The organism is Psychrobacter sp. JB385 (assembly GCF_900163785.1).
Taxonomy (GTDB): domain Bacteria; phylum Pseudomonadota; class Gammaproteobacteria; order Pseudomonadales; family Moraxellaceae; genus Psychrobacter.
The window spans coordinates 77077-98181 of record NZ_FUKN01000013.1; the positions used below are offsets into that span (position 1 = coordinate 77077).

Consider the following 21105-nt stretch of genomic DNA (forward strand, 5'->3'; position numbering starts at 1 on the left):
ATAAAACGATCAGCCAAAGAAAAATGAACGCAAAATAGCATCTGATGACATGTGTGAGTGAAAAACAAATAGCGAGTGTATATGAGTATCATAATAGGCATTGGCATTGTGACGACAATTACTACTTTATATTTGGGAAAAAAGTGCTGGCATGCATTTCATAAAGCGGTCGGCATCTCTCCAGGCGTACTCACGTATCAAGATTACCATGCGCCATCGTCTCTAACGACCCTAAACTGGCAGCAGCTAAATCTGAATAAAAAACATCTGGAGAATTTATCAGAGCGCCAGTTGCGCCAGCTACAGCGCATTGACGAAAAAGTACATCACTACCAAGCATACCAACAAGAGTTACAAGCGCAGCATAAAACACCTGCGATCAATGAATCTCAATTTGTGCTGCACAAGATGTTGCATACTCGATTGCCAGAAGTGTTGGCCAGTTACTATCAGCTCATACATATGCATAAGAACGCGAAAACTATGAATGGTGACAAAAAGGCGGAGGCGAGTGAGTTACTACAAAAGGTACTAAACAATATTGAACAACGTCTGGATACGTTGTTAGAGCAAATGGAGAAGCAGCATTTGCAAGATTTGCGAGTCATGAATCAGTATCTCGATAGCCATGATAATTGAGCCTTTAGGCCAATGAAATAGGCATGAGAGTTAAGCGGTTTTAAAGCTCTAGTCATTATATTTAAGCTGACTACATGTCTATAACGACTTACTAATGCGACATAAAAAAGCTGCCCATGAGTTAGTATCATGGACAGCTTTTTTTGAGTTCATTTTAAGTCTTTAACAGACTTAAAGTAAATACAGATTAACGCTTGTCATTACGGTCACGAGTGTTGCGTGAACCGCGGCTGGCAGGACTTGCGCCACTCTTAGGTTTTGCATTGCTGCTCTCGCCACGACTGTCTGCACGACGTGCTTTTAGTGGCTTGTTGCGGATACGCTCTTGTTTCTCTTTTGCCGCACCATGTAGACCTGTGCCATAACGTGGGCGTAAGCTGACTAGGTCTGTCAATGTATTGATTTCTTTTTTGTCCAGCTCTAAGAAACGGCCCGTACGCAGCTCTTTTGGCAGAGCAATTGTACCGTAACGCGTACGCAACAGACGGCTGACTTTTAGGCCTTGTGACTCAAACAAACGACGCACTTCACGGTTACGTCCTTCTTTTAGCTTGACGTGATACCATTTATTGACGCCTTCACCGCCGCCTTCTTTGATGTCTTCAAATTGTGCCATGCCGTCTTCTAGCATCACACCAGCCGTCAAGTTTCGAGCAATCTCAGGTGTGACTTCGCCCAATACACGGACAGCATATTCGCGTGTCACTTCGCTCGATGGATGCATCAAGCGATGCGCCATTTCGCCATCGTTGGTGAACAAGAGCAGACCAGTTGAATTGATATCCAAACGTCCAACCATGACCCAGCGATCATGAGTCAATTTTGGTAAGCGTTCAAAGACCGTTGGACGACCTTCTGGGTCCTTAGCTGAACAAACTTCGCCTTCAGGCTTATAGTATGCCAACACGCGGCGACGCTTCTCGTTTTCAGCAGTGTACTTAATCTGACGACCATCAACGCGAATCTCATCGCCTTGTGTGACGCGATCACCAATCGTTGCTGGGCCGTTATTGACAGAGACGCGACCTGCTTTGATCACTTCTTCCATTTGACGGCGCGAACCTAGACCCATACGGGCGAGGGCTTTCTGTAATTTTTCATCTTTCATCATGATGTCCTTGAGTCGGTGGGTTTACATTTCTCAATGTATAAAATTTTAGCAAAGTAATTTGCAGTCGCTATTCTACGCTATTTTAAACCTTTTAGCACGTAAACCCTTCATGAATAATTATGGTATTGCATTTATACTCAATGAGATTTTTTAGTCAAACCTCTGCCTTTAACGAGTCAATAACAGCCATTTATCCGCATGCAAATCTTATCCTGCGCTAGGATTATTTGGCTCAGACAGGTACAATACCCCTAGTAAATAAACGTTCAGTTCATTCATACATCACTCAAGCATAAGACAGGCATGCAAATCACTTGCGAGCGCTGTCTTTACTTTTTTTATGCTTCCTATATTGGAGTTATTATGTCTACTGCCCAAGAGTCAGCCATCGTTTTGGACGGCAAAGCACTTGCCAAACAAATAGAACAGCAACTACGTACACGCGTAGATGCCATCAAGGATAAAACTGGACGTACACCGAGCTTGGCGACAGTCTTGGTCGGTGATGATCCAGCATCTGCAACTTATGTCCGTATGAAAGGCAATGCCTGTAAACGAGTTGGGATGGATTCTATCCGAGTCGAGATGCCTAGCGAAACGACGACCGAACAGCTGATGGCAAAGATAGATGAGCTGAACAATAACCCTGATGTACATGGTATTTTGCTTCAGCATCCCGTGCCTGAGCATATTGATGAGCGCGCCTGCTTTGAGCAGATTGATTTGGCAAAAGATGTCGATGGCGTGACTTGTTTGGGCTTTGGTCGTATGGCAATGCAGCAGTCAGCGTATGGCTCATGCACGCCGCAAGGTATCATGCATTTATTGGCACATTACAACATCGAGTTATCAGGCAAAGAAGCGGTTGTCGTTGGGCGCAGTGCCATCTTGGGTAAGCCGATGGCAATGATGCTATTGAATGCCAATTGTACCGTCACGATTTGCCATTCAAGAACTGAGGACCTAGCCGCGCACATTCAACGCGCTGATATTGTGGTTGGCGCAGTGGGCGTGCCAGAGTTGATCAAAGCTGAGTGGATCAAAGCAGGGGCAGTCGTCATCGATGCAGGTTTTCACCCAACAGACAACGGCGGTGTTGGCGATATCGAAATGCAAGGTATGGAAAATATTGCCAGCGCTTATACGCCAGTACCAGGTGGTGTGGGTCCAATGACTATTAACACACTTATTCGCCAAACAGTTGAGGCGGCTGAAAAATCAGCGGGTCTGAGCAATGATAAGTAATATAGCCGATTGTTAATAACGCTAGGTTAAGAATCCATACAAGTCATTAATATAGAAAAAGGCTATCAAAGGTAGCCTTTTTTTGTGGATGATCAAATATCATATGTTGCTATTTGATTTGGTATGGCAAGTAAAGAATCTAGGGTTATTTTTCTTGATTGTCGTAAAATAGGCTGCCTATCAGATTTGGCTCGGTAAATGTACGGGTGTGGGAGTGTTGTACATCCAAATATGAGTGGTGTCTTTATTACCCAATGCACCCTCAAAGCTCCAGCCCCAAGTCAAAAAAGAACCGTTTTTGGAATCACTAATACCGTTTTGAGGGCGCGGTTTTTCATGAGCAATCAGGTGCATGATACCGACTGCCATGGTGTCAATATTTTTTAGATGCAGCAGTTTATTGGTGGGTTCATCCAAATTGTTATAGACAGTTTTGCCAGTGCTATTGGTCTCACCAAATGTGCCCCAAGCGTAGAGAATACCATTGGCTTTTGAGTCGGTACCGACGGATACATTGTCTAATAATGCATAACTGGCATGACCATTGGCATAAATACGGCGAACCTCCTTGTTAGTAAACCAAGGAAGCTTGGTCGGTGTGACAATAATGTCTGTCCATGCATCTTTGGTGCCTTTGAAGGCTTGACCGTTATAGCCCAATTGACTGGTATCATTCAACCCCCAACCATAGACGGATTCTGCATTGGTTAAGGCAAGGACGTGGTCACGACCAGCAGCCAGCTGAATGACTTTTTCTTTATAGTCAGCTGCATTAGAGTTGGCAGGGTTGTTCTCAAGAACCTGAATGCGTGTAGGTGTGGCATGAATATTGAGACAAGAGTGGGTTGCGGTACAAGTGTTACCATCTCCGAGATTGGCGTAAGCATCGCTGCCCCAACCCCAGACTTGACCTTTGTCATCTAGGGCATAAGAACTATTGGCACTGGCGACCACTTGTACAATGTGTCCGATACCATTTGCGTCAGAAAAATCCACTCGAATAGGGGTGCTGCTAGACGCACTTGAGCCTGTACCCAACTGTCCTTGAGTATTGGCACCAAACGACCAAACACTACCATCTTTGGTGAGTACCAAGTTGTGCTTATAACCTGTTGCTACCATGACAGCATCATTAATGCCTGCAATAGGACTGATATCAAGGCGGCAGTCTTGGGTTTCTCTACAATCATCACGGCCTACCTCTCCGCGACCCAATTGACCATACTTATCAGCGCCCCAGCTATAAACCTGACCCTCTTGATCGATCGCCAGTGAATGGTTTTGATTATAGTTAATAGACACTAAATTTTTTGGCGCATGGTTTACAATCACAGGGGTATCTGGATGTCCCATCACATCGGTCGTTTTGGTTGTCAAACCAAGACCGATTTGACCATAATTGTTGCGTCCCCAAGCATAGAGCTGTCCATCGCGTAGCGCGCCAGTATGCGAACCTCCTGCGGCAACCGTATTCCCAAGATAGACCGTCTTAGTTGAACGCATCATATTGCCGGCATTGTCGGTAGCTTCCAACGTTATCTTGTTACTGCCCAAAGACAACAAAATACGATCATCAAAGTATCCTTTAGCATCAACTGTCAATGTTTGCGCGGGTGCTTCATTAAGTGCGTAAGTCAAAGACTTTATACCACTGCTATCCTGTACTTGTCCTGAGACAAAAACAGCTGCGACATTGGTATAGCCATTCACAAACCCACTATCGGTTGTGAGTAGCGGCGGTGTCCTATCAATAACCGTTATGGCGGCAACAGAATCAGAGTCATGGCCACAAGCAGTCAAAAGCAAGGCTATGACAATCGTCGCCATTGCCTGCATGAGAGAGGATGAACGCATAAAAACCTTAATCGAGGTAAAGCACTATCATGTCAAAAAGTAGAGGGCAAGTAAGGCAAAAGGTAAGTCTAATGCCTTATTCTTGAAACAATAGAATGTGAGTAATGGTAAGCCTTTGATAATAGCGATGAATCATATTACAAGTAAGAATAGTTATCAATTAAAAAACAGCCTCTTTAGCAATGCTGCGTGCTAGAAAAATGGTTATAACTTATGTTTGAGCATAAGTTATAACCATTTTAAACGCTTAAAATTATAATATAAGAAGCTACATAGAGCGATGATAATGATCATGATAACAAAGTAAGCGTACTTCCAATGCAGCTCAGGCATAAAGTCAAAGTTCATGCCATAAATACCAGCGATAGCCGTTGGTACCGCCAAGATACCAGCCCACGCAGCAAGCTTACGTACCACCTCGTTTTGTCCCATATTGACCATCGCCATATAGGTATTCATGACCACGCTTAGCATCTCATTAAGACCATTGATGGCATCTAAAGAGTGCAAAAGATGGTCATTCACATCGCGAAAATAAGGTTTGGCGGCTTGGGAAAAACCAGAAACCAGCTCGCTTTTTTTATGATTGATAAAAAAGCTACAGATGTCTTGTACGGGCAAAATAATAGCGCGCATATGGACCAGTTGCGATTTCAACTCATAAAGGTTTTTTAGCGTGCCTTTATCAAACTCGTAAGTAAATACATAGCCTTCCTGCTCACGCAAGTATCGACCCAAGCGATCCGTGATCGGCATATAGTTATCCACGATAAAATCGAGAATAGCATGCAGCACAAAAATTGGTCCCATGCGTAGCTTTTCGGGACGACGGTGGCAGTGCTCGCGAACAGGTGCGTAAGAATTCGATGGACCATTACGGATAGTAATAAGGTAGTTTTTACCCATAAATATCGCTGTGGTGCCATAGCGAATAATGTTGTTTTCAAGCTTTGCAGTACGCAGCACCACAAACACCATGTCATTGTCATAGTTTTCAACTTTGGCGCGTTGATGGTCGGCGAAAGCATCTTCGATAGCCAGCTCATGCAACTCAAAAGCTTCTTTGACTTTGACCATGGTCTCTAAGGTTGGATCATAAAGACCCAGCCAAATAAACTGACCATTATTGCTCAAGGCACGACTGACATCGGTGAGCGCGACTTGATCCAGTTTTTGACCCGTTTTACGCGAATAAGAGTAGCAATTAACGACTTCTCCAGAGCTGGATAAGTCGATATCTTCATAACGCTCTGAGTCTGGATCATAGACGGTCATCGTCTCAATCGTGTCTTCAGTTGTGGCATCTGCATCGCCATAGATATAACTGTCGTCATTATCTAGATAAAGATGTTTGTCATTCATATTGGCGTGGATACGAGTGACATTGGAGTTAGGTGCAATACGCGCTGTTTCTTTAATCAACGAATCGTTATTGTTTTCCATACACCCTCCTTTCATAAAGTAAAAAGTCTGTAATAATTAAAACTTATGATATGAGCTATTAAAGCGCATAGCTTTTTAAGGTTTCAATATCGACTAAGCTCAATAAGCTTTCATGACAAGCTTCGAGCTTTATTTGCGGTGCAATGTCGAAGTCTAGCGCTTCGACCCAGCGTAGGGCACAAATACACCAGTAATCTCCAGGCTTAAGACCAGTGAAACCATATTCTGGCAAAGGCGTAATCAGATCATTACCGCGACTGGCAGAAAAATTCAAAAACTCACTGGTCATTTTGGCACAAACGGTATGCTGACCGACATCATGGTTGCCAGTGTGACAAAAGCCGTTGCGATAATAGCCGGTCAGCGGGTCAAAGCAGCAGCTGGCAAGCGCTGTCCCTAATACATTGGTTTGGTTATTGGCTGGGTTTGGGTGATAATCAGACGACATGAGGCTTCCGAGATAAAAATATGTGCTAGTGTAACATGAGTCTGCGTTGAAGGCGCTGTTCTAAACACTTTGATAATGCTCTTTATAAGCCAGATTGCCCACAGTCAGTCTCGATCAGACTTATGTAATACGAGGCATTTGAATCCTCTGGTCTGTAACACTAAAGAGAATCAATTAGATAGTGATTATGGCGAATTGTCACTAGGCGAACCCAAACTGCTATGCTAAACTAAAGCGTAAAGTGCCTTGGCGTTTTATCAAGATCTATTAGTTTATCGCTACTTATCGGCGTATAAAAATACTCGTCTTATCATTCTAAATTATACTTATTACTCACCCTTTTGCGGCTACCTAGTTTGTTTATAAATAATTGGGTCAATGATGTTGCGTGTTAAAAAATAAAACGTACGACGCATCATTGCCATTATAAAGACAACTTCTAAGTACCGCATTAGCATCGCGTTTTTTGGTAAGCGCTACGCCAAACAAGGATTTATTGTGTCTGTCAGTTCTGATTCTGCAAAACTCGCCCAGTCAAATACTACCAATCAAACGGTGACGCATCCTGCTACAAATGATGCGATATCCAATCAAAACCGCTCTTTTAGCAACTTTACCAAGGATGTTGCTAATAGTTGGTTGTTGCCTGATGGGGTGGTGGACGTGTTGTTTGAAGATGCACACAAGCAAGAGGTGCTTAGGCATCGATTGACTCAGCAGCTCATTACACATGGCTATCAGCTGGTAAATCCGCCAATGATTGAGTTTACTGAGTCACTGTTAAGTGATGCCTCAGAAGACTTGAAGCGTCAAACTTTTAAGATTATCGATCAGCTTACTGGTCGTCTGATGGGCGTACGCGCTGATATCACGCCACAAATTTTGCGTATCGATGCGCATTGGGGCGGTACTGGCATTGCTAGATACTGTTATGCTGGTGATGTGATTCATACCTTGCCTTCTGGGCTTTTTGGCTCGCGTACCCCATTGCAACTGGGTGCTGAGATATTTGGTTGCGCGTCACTTGCAGCAGATATCGAGCTTGTCGATGTGTTATTCACTATGGTGAATATGCTGAACATGAGCGCTGCTCTACATATCGATTTGGGTCATGTGGCAATCTTTAAGCGTTTGGCTCAGCTTGCGCAATTGCAAGACGTTGATACTGAGCAGTTGATGCATCTATATGCCAACAAAAACTTACCAGAGCTCAAAAAAGTCTGTCAGAGCCTACCAATGGGTGATGATTTTTATGTCTTAGCACGCTTTGGTCATGACATTGCCAATCTACTGGCGAAGTTGTCTGCTACGGCGCAACAAGACCACCAGATTGTAACGGCGATTGATGAGCTACAACGATTGAAGGCCCATTTACAAGACCAATGGCAGTGCGCAGTGAGTATCGATGTGACAGAGTTGTCAGGCTATCATTATCACACAGGCATCATCTTTAACGGTTATATCAATAGTGAGACCCAGCCACTGGTGCGTGGTGGTCGTTTTGATGGTATGCAAAGTGGCAGTCAATTAGCAGGACATCAGCCACGTGAAGCGACTGGTTTTAGTATGGATGTCAGCCGCTTACTGGCGCATACTCAGCTTAATGCGCCAACCGTTGTACTGGTGGATTACGAGGCATCACAGAGTATTGACGATGAGCAAAAACAGCTACTGTTACAACAAGTTGAGAGTTTGCGGCAGCAGGGTTATCGCGTCACTGTGCCATTAAACGCAGAAGACCGTCCCACCAATGTGACGCATCAGCTGAATCTTGTAAATCATCAGTGGCAACTACAGACTTTGTAAGTGCAAGATAGACCAGTGCTCAAGGTTTGGTGGCGTCATCGATTGAACAAATATACACCAGATATGATTCATTCATTTTGAAGTTATCATGAGTTTTTGACGTTATAAACGTCACTGTTATTAAAATTATCGTGGTTTTTAAACCACTATTGCACACCTCAATACATAAAGGTAAGGATTGATCATGGGTAAGAATGTCGTAGTTTTGGGTAGCCAATGGGGCGATGAAGGTAAGGGTAAAATCGTTGATTTACTTACCGAAAAAGCCTCAGCAGTTGCTCGCTTTCAAGGCGGTCACAACGCTGGTCATACTTTGGTTGTCGATGGCAAAACCACTGTCCTACATTTAATCCCATCAGGCATTTTGCGTGAAGGCGTCACTTGTTTTATCGGTAATGGCGTGGTGTTAGCACCTGACGCATTACTAAAAGAAATGAGAGAGCTTGAAGACAATAATGTACCAGTTCGTGAGCGTCTACGTATTTCTCCTAACTGTCCACTTATCATGCCGTATCACGTCGCGCTTGACCAAGCACGTGAAGCCAAGCGTGGTACTGGTAAAATCGGTACTACAGGTCGCGGTATTGGCCCTGCGTATGAAGACAAAGTGGCTCGCCGCGCTATCAAGCTGGCTGACTTGTTCCGTGAAGATTTAGAAGAAAAACTACGTAACCTTATCGAATACCATAATTTCCAATTGACGCAGTACTACAAAGTTGACGCAATTGATTTTGATGAGACGTTTAAGCTTTGCCAAGAGTGGAAAGCTGAAATCACTGGCATGGTGACGGATGTTACTGAAGACTTGAATCAGTTACGTCTGGCTGGCAAAAACTTAATGTTTGAAGGTGCTCAGGGCACGCTACTAGATATCGATCATGGTACATATCCGTTTGTTACCAGCTCAAGCGTAACTGCTGGTGGCGTATCAACAGGTACTGGTATTGGTCCATTGTATTTAGATTACGTACTTGGCATTACCAAAGCCTATACCACACGTGTTGGTAGTGGTCCGTTCCCAACCGAACTGTTCGACGATGTTGGCGCACATTTAGCCAAAGTCGGTCATGAGTTTGGGGCAACGACTGGTCGTGCGCGTCGCTGTGGTTGGTTTGATGCCGAAGCACTACGCCGTGCCGTGGTACTAAATTCACTATCTGGCATCTGCTTAACCAAACTTGACGTATTAGATGGTTTAGAAGAGTTGCTCATTGGTGTGGGTTACAACCTACCAGAAACTGAGTGTGCAGGCGCTCATGATGCAGAATTCTATGAGTCAGTCACGCCAAAATATGAGACGCTACAAGGCTGGAGCGAGTCAACGGTTGGTATCACTAACTATGACGACCTTCCAGAAAACGCCAAGACATACATCAAACGTATTGAAGACTTAATCGGCTGTCCTGTTGATATTATCTCAACCGGTCCTGATCGTTCTGAGACAATCGTATTACGTGATCCGTACGACGCGTAATAATATTTGCGTTGAGATCAGTATCTATTGATTCCTAAAACCCCAGTGTTCGGCACTGGGGTTTTCGTTTATGTGAAATATCATGACTTTATGAACAATTTGTATCTACTGAATTTACCTTTATGAAAGATACAATCATAAATTAACCCTATCATTTATAGCCTTAATCATTATAATAGGCAGCAATCCTATATTGGCCAAATTGGCGCTCATGTTTTTGATTGCCAAGCCATAAGTCGATTAAATCGGCACATGCCAATATAGTGGCTACAGACAAAACAAAGCAGTAACTATTTCAGTTATTATTAAGTTTATTATTTATTAGGAGCTTTTCATGGCTAACGAACGTACTCTATCTATCATCAAGCCTGACGCAGTTGCTGGCAACCACATCGGCGCTATCTACAGCCGCTTTGAAGAAGCTGGTCTAAAAATCGTTGCAGCAAAAATGCTACAACTTGATGATGAAAAAGCAGGCGGTTTTTACGCAGAGCACGCAGAGCGTCCGTTTTACAATGATCTAAAATCATTCATGATGTCAGGCCCAGTATTGGTATCAGTATTAGAAGGAGAAAACGCCATCGCTAAGCACCGTGAAATCATGGGTGCAACCAACCCTAAAGAAGCCGCTGAAGGCACTATCCGTGCCGACTTCGCTAGCAGCATCGACGAAAACGCTGTTCATGGTTCAGATTCAGCTGAATCAGCCAAACGTGAAATCAGCTACTTCTTCAATGATGATGAAGTATGTGCACGTACGCGTTAATAGCGGCAATTATTGGTAGGGCTATGGTTTAATTCAGTCCTTATTAATAATTAGTTTCGCAAAACGGCTTATATCTTATGGGTATAAGCCGTTTTAACGATTATAATAATGACTGGTTTCATTGAAATTAGCATTTATCTCCCTCATTATTATATTTCATTAGCGTTATCAATCCCTTAGCAGCATAACTTTATTGAATTTTTATCATTTATGATGCGAATCAATAAAACCTACGCTGATAACGGATTGCTCATGCATCGCATACAGCAACACTCATATCAATAATTGCATCGATTATTCACGCTCATGCAAAAAGGTTATCTATTATGTCAACTGTACAAACACCGACCCAGCATATTCCTGCCAAGCTTACAGATAGCATCAAATTGGTAGATGAGGCGCTGGCAAAAACCAATCTACTCGGTATGACACAAGCACAGCTGGCTGATTACTTCAAAAGTATTGGTGAAAAGCCATTTCGGGCGACTCAGGTCATCAAGTGGATTTATCAACATGGCGTAACAGACTTTGAGCAGATGACCAATTTGAGCAAATCCTTGCGTGATAAGTTGTCACTCAATGCCTGTGTCGTTCCGCCTAAGGTGATTCACCGCCAGTACAGTGATGATGGTACGCGCAAATGGGTGTTTGAAGTGACGGGTGGTTCGTTGGTTGAGACCGTATTGATTCCAGCGGATGACAGTAAGTTGAACGGTCGCAAGACATTGTGTATCTCCTCACAAGTGGGCTGTGCACTAGACTGTAGCTTTTGTAGTACCGGTAAACAAGGGTTTGAGCGTGACTTGAGTGCGGCTGAAATTATCGGTCAGCTTTGGGTGGCCAACGCCTCTTATATGACAGATGAGAATGAAAGTTTAGAAAACGTTGACCACAGTTTATGGGAAAATAATGTGACCAACGTCGTGATGATGGGTATGGGTGAGCCGTTATTGAACTACAAGCCAGTGGTTGGCTCAATGGAAATCATGCTAAGTGACCATGCTTATGGTTTGTCAAAGCGCCGTGTGACGTTATCGACGTCAGGCGTTGTACCCAAAATGTATCAGTTGTCACAAGACATTGATGTGGCTTTGGCAATCTCATTACATGCCCCTAATGATGAGCTGCGTAATGAATTGGTGCCTATTAATAAAAAATATCCGTTAGATGAGCTAATCGCTGCTGCCAAAAACTACGTCTATGACGTCAATCCACGCCACAAAAAACATGTGACGATTGAATATGTGATGCTCGATGGTGTCAACGATAGCAATGAGCATGCAAAGCAGCTGGTTGCCTTGTTGGACGGGTTGCCAAGCAAAATCAATCTGATTCCGTTCAATCCGTTCCCGCATGCGCCTTATGACAAGTCAAGCAATAACCGTATTCATGCGTTTAGCAATATTTTAAGTGACGCTGGTTTTGTTTGTACCATTCGCCAAACCCGCGGTGATGATATCGACGCCGCTTGTGGCCAATTGGTGGGTCAGGTCGCTGATCGTACTCGTCGCTCAGCCGCTTGGCAAAAAAGTATTAAAGATCGTCAAAGTGTTTAAGCGATATTGATACGCTGCATCATCTAAAAGGGTACTTCATATGTCCATGGTGATCGATAGATAGTCAGTACGAGACATTAGCTGTCTTCTATCTATCACAATGGTAATAAAAATGTATCAATAATGACAAGTAATGCCGAGTGCAGCAATTAATGACAACTAAATTGTACTTATAGGGGCTAAATCTATTAAACTGATGCCTCGAGGATCGAACGCACTGAATCACAGTTTTATGATGGCGGCTATGATGACTTCTAAAAATTCTTGTCAGTTCAAATATCAAAAACCATTTTCTCAAGATTATAAAGCGTCACGTATGGCGACTGTTCAAACAGCATTGTCAAAGCGTATGGTGTTGGCGACAACCTTAGTAGGATTACTAGTGGCTGGTTGCCAAAGCACGCCTACTAGCGATTTGACTGCTAGTACTTCCTATCAGACGTCGACGCGTCCCAACGACAATCGCAACTTAGACAAGCAAGAAATTGCCCGCGTGCGTACCTCACTTGCCGCGCAATATATCCGAAAAAACGAGCTTGATACGGCACAGCAGCAGCTTGAAAAAGCCTTTGCTGCCGATAGCCGTTACGCGCCAGCCTATGATATGATGGGCGTTTTGCTGCAACAAGAAGGCAGCAGCATCAATCTCCAAAAAGCCGACCAATATTTCAAAAAAGCCATCATGCTCGATAAAGAGTTTGTGCAAGCCAACAACAATTATGGCGTTTATTTGTCACAGACCAAGCGCTATCGCGAGGCCGCTTCACAGTTTGAGATTGCAGGTGCGGCATTAGGGTATGAAGGTCGTATTGGCGCTTTGGAGAACTTAGGGCGTACCTACCTTCAGCTGGGTGAGCGTGACGCTGCTGCTAAAGCTTTTTTACGTGCGCTTGATGGCAATCGCAATAGTATCATTGCTCATATCGAGCTGGTAGATTTGTTGCTAGAGCAACAACGCGTCCCACAAGCACAAAGGCTTTACGATGAAACATTGATATTGGTACAAGGGCAAGGGATTAGTCCGCGCTTGTTACTACAAGGCATCAAACTGGCTGCTGCGCAAAATAATATAAAGACCCGCCAGCAATTGGCACAGCAACTTTTATCTGCTTATCCACTAAGTGATGAAGCAAAACAACTTAAGATTTGGCTTAACAATCCAGAGGCATCATGGAAATGACCACCCCATCATCAAACACTCAATCTAACGCTCAGGGATCATTTGGTGCTACGTTGCAGCAAGCCCGTAAAAATAAAAAAGTCAGTATAGATGAGGCAGCGGCTGAGCTATTTATCTTGAAGCGTCATTTACAAGCTTTAGAGAATGAGAATTTCTCTGACTTGCCACAACCAGCGTTTGCGCGTGGTTTTGCCATCAATTATGCCAAATATCTGGGCTTGGATCCGATAAAGATCGCCAGTAGCTTTGATGCTGCTTATCCTAATGAGCTAAAGGTGCAAGCATCGAATAGTACAGACACGCCGCTGCGTCCGATGGGTACATTACAGCGTGACACGCACAATCGTATCCGTTTCAATCCTTTACTGATTTTAGCGGTTATTGGGGTTATTGTCTTAGCCGTATTTTTGTTCCGTATGGTCAGTAATGCAAGTAAAGAACACAATGAAGAGCCTGTATCTACATCTACGGTCGAAGACATTTCAGCCAGCGAGCAGGCGCAAGGTGCGGCGATTAGTAGTGCTAGTGGTATTGGCTCGTCAGGCTCTGCACTCAATCTGGGTAATGCCACTGCAAGTGAAGCTGCGTTAGTCGTCACCGTGACTGATACGGCTAACGTGACGATTACGGATGCCGCCGGTAATGATCTTATGACAGGTACCCAAACCTCTGGTAGTTATAATTTGTCAGGTACGCCACCATTTAATGTGCAAATTGACAACATTGATAATGTCAGCTTAATGCTCAATCAAGAAGCAGTCGCTTTGGACACTTATGCCACTGATAAAAAAGCCAGCTTCGAGCTCGCGCCTTAACGGTAGAGCTGTGATTGCCAGCTATTAAAAGCTACTGTTATTAAAAGCTATTATGAATGTGTTTTTTCTTTGTTTTTTCGCTTCAAATAAAGGGTTAGTCTATGTCAACGTCAGCGCCTATTAACCGTCGTCTTACCAAAAAAATATATGTCGGTGATGTCGCGATTGGTGGTGATGCGCCGATTAGTGTACAAAGCATGACCAATACAGATACCTGTGATGTGGCAGCAACGGTCGCACAGATTGAGCGCTGCGTTGAGGCAGGTGCTGATTTGATGCGCGTGTCAACACCAACCATGGATTCTGTCAGAGCTTTTGGTGAGATTCGTAAATTGGTCAGTGTGCCACTAATCGCCGATGTGCATTTCGATCATAAGATCGCATTGGCTGTTGCAGAGGCAGGGGCAGATTGTTTGCGTATCAATCCAGGTAATATCGGTAGCGATGCCAAGGTACGTGAAGTGGTTGCGTGTGCCAAGCACTACAATATTCCTATTCGTATTGGCGTCAATGCAGGTTCGCTCGAAAAAGACATTCAGCGCAAATATACTGAGCCCACTGGCGAAGCAATGCTTGAATCAGCGATGCGCCATATCGATATATTAGAACGTTTGAATTTTGACCAATATAAAGTATCTGTCAAAGCCAGTAATGTGTTTTTGACAATGGATGCGTATCGCCTCATATCTGCAGAAATAGATAATCCACTACACTTGGGTGTCACAGAAGCTGGCGTATATCGTACGGGCGCTGTAAAGTCTGCCATCGCCTTAGGTGGTTTATTGTTAGATGGTATTGGTGATACCATTCGTATCTCGCTTGCCGCAGAGCCAGAAGAAGAAATCAAAATTGGCTTTGATATTTTAAAATCACTGAATATTCGCTCCAATGGCGTCAACTTTATCGCTTGTCCAAGTTGTTCGCGTCAAGAGTTTGATGTCATCAAAGTCATGACTGCATTGGAGTCGCGCTTAGAAGATATTCGTGAGCCGCTGAATTTATCTGTGATTGGCTGTAAGGTTAACGGTCCAGGCGAAGCCAAAGAAGCCGATATTGGTATCGTGGGGGCTGCACCAAAATCGTTGGTATATCGCATGGGTAATAAGAGCCATTTGATCGATACCAATAACTTGGTTGATGAGATAGAGGGCATGGTTCGCGCTCATGCAGAAGACTTGGCCAAAAAACGCGAAAATGAGATTATACGAGTCAAATAGGTCAAGATACTGTGTGGCGGGTAATGATAGCGCCGTAGTATTGACCTAATACTTCATAAAAAATGATGCTCAGTTATGAGCAAAAACAACAATAATAGAGACACTTGTTCGAAATTTTAAGGATATGACCGTACCATGATTAAAGCGATTAAAGGGTTTAATGATATTTTGCCAGAACAGTCTGCAAAGTGGCTGCATTTAGAGGCGATATTGGCGGATGTGCTTGGTAGATATGGTTATGAACATATCCGTTTACCGATCGTTGAGCAGACAGATTTATTTGCCCGTGCAATTGGGGGCGCAACAGACATTGTTGAAAAAGAGATGTACAGCTTTACTGATAAGTCTGAGCCACCAACGCCACTGGCGCTGCGCCCTGAAGGCACGGCAGGAGCAGTACGTGCTGTCATTGAGCACAACTTGCTGCGTGGTGATACGCCCAAACTATGGTATATCGGTCCTATGTTCCGTTACGAGCGTCCACAAAAAGGACGTTATCGTCAGTTTCACCAGCTGGGTGTAGAGAGTTTCGGTAGTGCATTGCCGGACGCGGATGCTGAGCTGATTGCGATGACGCATTTGATGTGGCAAGAGCTGGGTCTACGCGATGAGATGCGTTTGCAACTCAACAGCTTAGGCGAGCTGGATGAGCGTCATGCATACCGCGAAGCGCTGGTTGCTTATTTAACGGATAAAAAAGATCAGTTGGACGAAGACAGTCAACGCCGTTTAACCACCAACCCATTACGTATCTTAGACAGTAAAGAGGCGAGTACGCAGGCAATCTTGGCAGATGCACCAAAGCTTGCTGAGTTCTTAGGAGCAGACAGTCTGGCACATTTTGAGCAAGTGCAAAGCTATCTGAGCGCGCTTGGTATTGAGTTTGACATCAACCCCCACTTGGTACGCGGGCTTGATTACTATAACAAAACGGTTTTTGAGTGGGTCACGGACAAACTTGGTAGCCAAGCCACTGTGTGTGCGGGCGGTCGTTATGATGGTCTGGTAGGACAATTAAAGTCCCTAGGCACAGATGGTAGCAAACCTGTCAAATCCGAGCCAGCCGTTGGCTTTGCTATGGGACTTGAGCGTTTATTACTGCTGATGGAAGCAGTGGCACCCATTGATGATGTGCCAGCTTGTGATGTATTCGTGGTCGCTCACCCAGAAGTATATAGCGCTGGTATCGGTTATGCTCAAGGCCTACGTTATAGCCGTCCAGACGTGCGAGTCAAAATGGCAAGTGCGACAAGTCTAAAAGCGCAGATGAAAAAGGCCGATAAGTCAGGCGCTGCATTGACGGTGATTATCGCTCAGCAAGAGCTTGATGATAATACCATCAGCATTAAAGACATGCAGACAGGTGAGCAAAAAACAGTTGCGCAAGATTGGCTTGTAAACAAAGACAATTTTTCTCGCAGCTGAGTGTTCATTTATCGCGTCAACCGCTAATGCCAATATATTATTGGCGTTGACGTTCGCAGTAGCAATTTAATATAAATTTTATCAGGTAAATACGTATGGCTCTGACACCTAATTCGCCAAATGCAGACAACTCAATGCAAGCGTTAAAGCAATATGGCAGCTACATTGTCACTGCGATTTTATTGGCACTGGCCGCTTATTTCGGCTGGACCTACTGGCAGAATAACCATGCGCGGGTCGATACCGTGGCAGCGGATCACTATGCAGACATACAGCGATTGAACGAAGAGGTCAGCTTGGCCTCGCAAAATCCCGACTTAGAAGCAGAAGCACAAGACGCACTGACACAGAGTCGCACGCAACTTAATAAAGATATTGATGCGCTAGTGAGTAAGCATGGAGATTCTGTCTATGCTTGGCAGGCACTAATGATCAAAGCTCGCCAACAAGTTGATAATGATGAGTTTACAGAAGCAGGCGAAACACTCAAAAAAGCACTGACAATCGATTTGGGTGATGCAGGTTTAGAAGCAATCACGCGTTTGCGTTATGCAGCGACGTTGTTGGCCGCAGGTGATGCAGACGCTGCATTAACAGAAGCCAGTAAAGACATGCCAAGCTCGTTTGAGCCAAGTCAACAAGAATTACTGGGTGATATCTATTTGGCGCAAGACAATAAAGACTCAGCCATTAAGTCTTACAATAATGCTTGGGAGCTGTTACGCAGTCGTCAAGAAACGCGTGCAGTATTGGCGTTAAAGATGGAAAGTTTGGGTATTGTGCCTGAGCCTATCGATGAGCAAACCAGCCTCATTCAAGAGTCAGCGGCACCAGAACAGCCATTGGTACAAGATGGCGCTGCACAAAATGCTGCTGCCGAGGTTACACCGTAATTGTATAGTAATAAGCGTTAATGACTAATAATAGCATTGGCGCTTTACTTAATTATTAATAATTTATTTGTAGTGAGAACCTATAATGACTCAATCTATTCGCTCTAGCAAAATATTTAAAGCCAAAACCCTCAAAACGACGGCTATGCATGTAGCAGTACTGGCAGTAATGAGCACTGCCGTGATTGGGTGTAATCGCGGTATCAAACCCGTGGTCAATGAGCCAGTAAAATTGGTGCAAATTGCGCAACCTATCAGTGTTCTCCAACCTGTATTTAGCACTGATGTTGGTAACAAAAAAGCCAGCAAAAAAGATCCGCTAGACTTACAAGTTGGTTACGCCAATGGACAGATCGTGACTGCTTCGCGTGGTGGTGATTTAACAGGCTTTAACAGTACAGGTGAGCGTGTATGGTCAGTGCAAGTAGGCGATCAGATCACGGGCGGTGTGGCGCTAGATGCATTGAGTCAGACAGCGATTGTTAGTACGCGCAACGGTCAGATTATGGCGTTTGATAGCACGACTGGTGCTAAGCGCTGGCAACAACAGTTGTCAGGTACGGTATTAACGCCAGCACTTATTACCAATAACCGCGTGATTCTTTCTGCAAACGATGGATTTTTGCATGGATTGTCGTTACAAACTGGACAGCCTGTATGGCAGTTTGCCACGCAAGTACCTGCTATCAGTGTACGTGGTAGTGCGGCCCCAACGTTATTAGACAATAAAACGGCACTATTGGCGACTGCGGATGGTCGATTGCATGCAGTAACGACAGATAGTGGTTTGCCGCAGTGGTCAAGACGTGTTGGCGTTGGTTCGGGCAGCAGTGAAGTTGAGCGTATGAGCGATGTCGATGGTAAGCCTATCGTAGACAAAAACCAGTTATTTGCTGTCAGCTACAGTGGTCAGTTGCTCGGTATTGACTTGGCCTCGCGTCAAGTGATGTTCGTCAAAGACATGGCGAGCTTAAAATCACTTGCGGTAAACAATCAACAAGTCATCGCAACAAGCTTGGACGGTAAAGTTGCAGCCTATGATAGAAACACGGGTGAGATGCTATGGGAAAGTGAAGAGTTGGCGTATCGCGACTTAACCAACCCTGTAATGATTGGAAATTATATTGCCGTTGGTGATTTGGATGGGGTTGTGCATTTATTTGACCCTGCTAGCGGAAAAATCGTTAGCCGCGTACAGACTAAAGGTGCTTTGAGTAGCTTGCAAGTACAAGGCAGTCGTTTGATGACGCAAAGCACGTCAGGTCAAGTGGCTATCTGGCAGCTTGCGCGCTAACTTTTTTAATCGGCAATGAGCCAATAAGCTCGTTCTGCCACCCTTAAAAAATCAAGTGATTGATTATAATGTTATGAAATATAGACATAAACGCTGCTTGGTCAGCGTTTAGTGCTTTGTGTAAATTGCTTGTTTAAACGCAGGCTTTCGCGTACTCTATGCGACCGATACGCCGTAGGCGTGATTCATTTATGATAGTTGATTCATTTCAAAACAACGCCACCTCACAAGTAGGCCTTTTATTTTGGACTGGGTAGCGTGTTTATATATAATATAGACAGCCCATATACTATTTGCTAATCGCACTATAACCAACTATCATTTTTGCTACTGTTTTATCTTTATTATTTATTTTAATTTACGGTCAAGTACAGCGCTATCGCTACTGTTATCAGAGCCACTGTACCGCCCGTCATTGTGCCCTTCACTGAGAGTAACCCATGAGTATCAAGCCTGTGGTCGCCTTAATTGGTCGTCCAAACGTCGGTAAATCTACCTTATTTAATCAGTTCACAAAAAGTCGGCAGGCATTGGTTGCTGATTTGTCAGGACTGACTCGTGACCGTCAATACGGCGATGCTACCTATGAAGACAAATCCTTCATCGTGGTTGACACGGGTGGTATTGGTGAAGCAGATGATGGTAGTGGCAACATTGACGATTATATGTCTGAGCAATCGCATACAGCCATTCATGAGGCCGATATTATCGTGTTTGTCGTGGATGCCCGTGCTGGGATGATTGGTGCTGATGCCGAAATCGGTAAGTTCTTACATACCCTAGGCAAACCTGTTTACGTCGTTGCCAACAAAGTTGATGGCGTACATGATGCCGCACCTGCTGAGTTCTACGCGTTAGGACTGGGCGAACCGTATCCAATGGCGGCCAGTCATGGGCGCGGTGTTGGGAACTTGCTCGAAGTATTGACTGCTGATATGCCTGCGCAAGAGAATATCGTAGAGCCTAGAGGCCTAAAGCTTGCCATCATCGGTCGTCCAAACGTTGGAAAATCGACACTGGTCAATCGTCTATTGGGCGAAGACCGAGTGGTGGTTTTTGACATGCCTGGTACCACGCGTGACAGTATCTACATTCCTTATCAGCGCGATGGTAAAGATTACGTACTTATCGATACAGCTGGTGTACGTCGCCGCGGTAAAATCGATGAAAAAGTAGAAAAGTTCTCGGTTATTAAAACCTTACAAGCAATTGAAGACTCAAACGTGACTGTCATTGTGATCGATGCTCATGAAGGTATTGTCGATCAAGATTTGCATATGATTGGCTACGCACTGGATGCGGGTCGCGCTTTGGTGGTTGCAATCAATAAATGGGATGGTCTGACCCAAGAGCAAAGAGACTATATTAAAATCGAGATGGATCGCCGCTTCAACTTTATACCTTATGTGAAGATACATTTAATATCAGCACTACACGGTACAGGCGTTGGCAATTTATATCCGTCTATCTTGCGCGCTTATAAGTCTTCAATGTTTGAAGTATCTACCAATCGCTTGACGCAAATTTTACAAGATGCCGTTACAGCCAATCCGCCACCAACTATTGCTGGTCGCCGTATTAAGCTACGTTATGCTCATATTGGTGGCCATAATCCACCTGTTATCGTGATCCATGGTAATCAGACCAGCGCACTTCCTAAGAGCTATCAGCGTTACCTAGAGAACCAGTTCCGTCAAGTATTTAAGCTTGAAGGTACGCCGCTCAATGTTATCTTTAAACAAAATGACAATCCATACGCTAATAAGAGCGACACGCCAACCAAGGCAAAAACGCAGCAGCTACGTCAACGTGAGCGCAATCGAGCGAAAAAATTCACCACCAAAGATAAAAAACCGCGCTAATTCATAGGTTTTTAATGGTTTATTTACTTTATCGTGCCACAGAGTACGGTAAAGTAAATAAAACGCCCTTTTGCTAC

General features: G+C 44.3%; 17 protein-coding genes. 13 read left to right on the forward strand and 4 right to left on the reverse strand.

What is annotated here, in order from left to right; all coding sequences use genetic code 11:
- Window positions 1-81: 81 nt before the first annotated feature.
- A complete protein-coding gene (locus CZ794_RS07650) occupies window positions 82-639 on the forward strand; it encodes a hypothetical protein (RefSeq protein WP_087041042.1) in 558 nt (185 codons plus the stop codon).
- A gap of 187 nt (window positions 640-826) precedes the next feature.
- On the opposite strand, the gene rluB is transcribed toward CZ794_RS07650, so the two are convergent.
- A complete protein-coding gene (gene rluB / locus CZ794_RS07655; protein ID WP_087041043.1) occupies window positions 827-1747 on the reverse strand; it encodes a 23S rRNA pseudouridine(2605) synthase RluB in 921 nt (306 codons plus the stop codon).
- Between the two features lie 366 nt (window positions 1748-2113).
- Here rluB and folD point away from each other — a divergent pair, with 366 nt between their 5' ends.
- Window positions 2114-2995 (forward strand): bifunctional methylenetetrahydrofolate dehydrogenase/methenyltetrahydrofolate cyclohydrolase FolD, encoded by an 882-nt coding sequence (gene folD, locus CZ794_RS07660; RefSeq protein ID WP_087041044.1) that lies wholly within the window; start codon window positions 2114-2116, stop codon window positions 2993-2995.
- 180 nt (window positions 2996-3175) lie between these two features.
- Here the strand turns inward: folD and CZ794_RS07665 are convergent, their stop codons facing one another.
- The 3 genes from CZ794_RS07665 to CZ794_RS07675 form a co-directional block, all read right to left on the reverse strand.
- Window positions 3176-4849 carry a chromosome condensation regulator RCC1 gene (locus tag CZ794_RS07665; protein WP_087041045.1) on the reverse strand — a complete coding sequence of 558 codons (1674 nt, stop codon included), beginning with the start codon at window positions 4847-4849 and terminating at the stop codon, window positions 3176-3178.
- Between the two features lie 228 nt (window positions 4850-5077).
- Window positions 5078-6292 (reverse strand): magnesium/cobalt transporter CorA, encoded by a 1215-nt coding sequence (gene corA / locus CZ794_RS07670; RefSeq protein ID WP_087041046.1) that lies wholly within the window; start codon window positions 6290-6292, stop codon window positions 5078-5080.
- 58 nt (window positions 6293-6350) lie between these two features.
- A complete protein-coding gene (locus CZ794_RS07675) occupies window positions 6351-6740 on the reverse strand; it encodes a DUF2237 family protein (protein ID WP_087041047.1) in 390 nt (129 codons plus the stop codon).
- 498 nt (window positions 6741-7238) lie between these two features.
- Between CZ794_RS07675 and CZ794_RS07680 the strand changes: the two genes are divergently transcribed.
- From CZ794_RS07680 to der, 11 genes are all read left to right on the forward strand, one after another.
- Window positions 7239-8546, forward strand: coding sequence for an ATP phosphoribosyltransferase regulatory subunit (locus CZ794_RS07680; protein ID WP_087041048.1), 1308 nt, complete (start codon window positions 7239-7241; stop codon window positions 8544-8546).
- Window positions 8547-8730: 184 nt separating this feature from the next.
- The gene (locus CZ794_RS07685) at window positions 8731-10020 is read left to right on the forward strand and encodes an adenylosuccinate synthase (RefSeq protein ID WP_087041049.1); all 1290 of its coding nucleotides are present in this window, start codon (window positions 8731-8733) and stop codon (window positions 10018-10020) included.
- A gap of 334 nt (window positions 10021-10354) precedes the next feature.
- Window positions 10355-10786 carry a nucleoside-diphosphate kinase gene (gene ndk, locus CZ794_RS07690; protein ID WP_062844064.1) on the forward strand — a complete coding sequence of 144 codons (432 nt, stop codon included), beginning with the start codon at window positions 10355-10357 and terminating at the stop codon, window positions 10784-10786.
- Between the two features lie 326 nt (window positions 10787-11112).
- Window positions 11113-12342 (forward strand): 23S rRNA (adenine(2503)-C(2))-methyltransferase RlmN, encoded by a 1230-nt coding sequence (gene rlmN, locus CZ794_RS07695; RefSeq protein WP_179207273.1) that lies wholly within the window; start codon window positions 11113-11115, stop codon window positions 12340-12342.
- Between the two features lie 244 nt (window positions 12343-12586).
- Window positions 12587-13522, forward strand: coding sequence for a type IV pilus biogenesis/stability protein PilW (pilW, locus tag CZ794_RS07700; protein ID WP_256958915.1), 936 nt, complete (start codon window positions 12587-12589; stop codon window positions 13520-13522).
- Window positions 13519-14337: a RodZ family helix-turn-helix domain-containing protein gene (locus CZ794_RS07705; RefSeq protein ID WP_087041051.1), complete on the forward strand. Its 819-nt coding sequence runs from the start codon at window positions 13519-13521 to the stop codon at window positions 14335-14337. The genes pilW and CZ794_RS07705 overlap by 4 nt, the downstream gene beginning before the upstream one ends.
- A 101-nt stretch (window positions 14338-14438) precedes the next feature.
- Window positions 14439-15554 carry a flavodoxin-dependent (E)-4-hydroxy-3-methylbut-2-enyl-diphosphate synthase gene (gene ispG, locus CZ794_RS07710; RefSeq protein WP_062844068.1) on the forward strand — a complete coding sequence of 372 codons (1116 nt, stop codon included), beginning with the start codon at window positions 14439-14441 and terminating at the stop codon, window positions 15552-15554.
- A gap of 135 nt (window positions 15555-15689) precedes the next feature.
- The gene (hisS, locus tag CZ794_RS07715; protein ID WP_087041052.1) at window positions 15690-16979 is read left to right on the forward strand and encodes a histidine--tRNA ligase; all 1290 of its coding nucleotides are present in this window, start codon (window positions 15690-15692) and stop codon (window positions 16977-16979) included.
- A gap of 95 nt (window positions 16980-17074) precedes the next feature.
- Window positions 17075-17872, forward strand: a complete 798-nt coding sequence (locus CZ794_RS07720; protein WP_087041053.1) for a tetratricopeptide repeat protein — start codon at window positions 17075-17077, stop codon at window positions 17870-17872.
- Between the two features lie 85 nt (window positions 17873-17957).
- Complete coding sequence (gene bamB, locus CZ794_RS07725) at window positions 17958-19166, forward strand: outer membrane protein assembly factor BamB (RefSeq protein ID WP_087041054.1); 1209 nt, start codon at window positions 17958-17960, stop codon at window positions 19164-19166.
- Between the two features lie 440 nt (window positions 19167-19606).
- Window positions 19607-21028: a ribosome biogenesis GTPase Der gene (gene der, locus CZ794_RS07730; RefSeq protein ID WP_087041055.1), complete on the forward strand. Its 1422-nt coding sequence runs from the start codon at window positions 19607-19609 to the stop codon at window positions 21026-21028.
- Window positions 21029-21105: the final 77 nt, after the last annotated feature.

Coding starts and splice junctions, on each gene's coding strand:
- CZ794_RS07650 (WP_087041042.1), top strand. CDS start 82: ATGAGTATCATAATAGGCATTGGCATTGTGACGACAATTACTACTTTA.
- rluB (WP_087041043.1), bottom strand. CDS start 1,747: ATGAAAGATGAAAAATTACAGAAAGCCCTCGCCCGTATGGGTCTAGGT.
- folD (WP_087041044.1), top strand. CDS start 2,114: ATGTCTACTGCCCAAGAGTCAGCCATCGTTTTGGACGGCAAAGCACTT.
- CZ794_RS07665 (WP_087041045.1), bottom strand. CDS start 4,849: ATGCGTTCATCCTCTCTCATGCAGGCAATGGCGACGATTGTCATAGCC.
- corA (WP_087041046.1), bottom strand. CDS start 6,292: ATGGAAAACAATAACGATTCGTTGATTAAAGAAACAGCGCGTATTGCA.
- CZ794_RS07675 (WP_087041047.1), bottom strand. CDS start 6,740: ATGTCGTCTGATTATCACCCAAACCCAGCCAATAACCAAACCAATGTA.
- CZ794_RS07685 (WP_087041049.1), top strand. CDS start 8,731: ATGGGTAAGAATGTCGTAGTTTTGGGTAGCCAATGGGGCGATGAAGGT.
- ndk (WP_062844064.1), top strand. CDS start 10,355: ATGGCTAACGAACGTACTCTATCTATCATCAAGCCTGACGCAGTTGCT.
- rlmN (WP_179207273.1), top strand. CDS start 11,113: ATGTCAACTGTACAAACACCGACCCAGCATATTCCTGCCAAGCTTACA.
- pilW (WP_256958915.1), top strand. CDS start 12,587: ATGATGACTTCTAAAAATTCTTGTCAGTTCAAATATCAAAAACCATTT.
- CZ794_RS07705 (WP_087041051.1), top strand. CDS start 13,519: ATGACCACCCCATCATCAAACACTCAATCTAACGCTCAGGGATCATTT.
- ispG (WP_062844068.1), top strand. CDS start 14,439: ATGTCAACGTCAGCGCCTATTAACCGTCGTCTTACCAAAAAAATATAT.
- hisS (WP_087041052.1), top strand. CDS start 15,690: ATGATTAAAGCGATTAAAGGGTTTAATGATATTTTGCCAGAACAGTCT.
- CZ794_RS07720 (WP_087041053.1), top strand. CDS start 17,075: ATGGCTCTGACACCTAATTCGCCAAATGCAGACAACTCAATGCAAGCG.
- bamB (WP_087041054.1), top strand. CDS start 17,958: ATGACTCAATCTATTCGCTCTAGCAAAATATTTAAAGCCAAAACCCTC.
- der (WP_087041055.1), top strand. CDS start 19,607: ATGAGTATCAAGCCTGTGGTCGCCTTAATTGGTCGTCCAAACGTCGGT.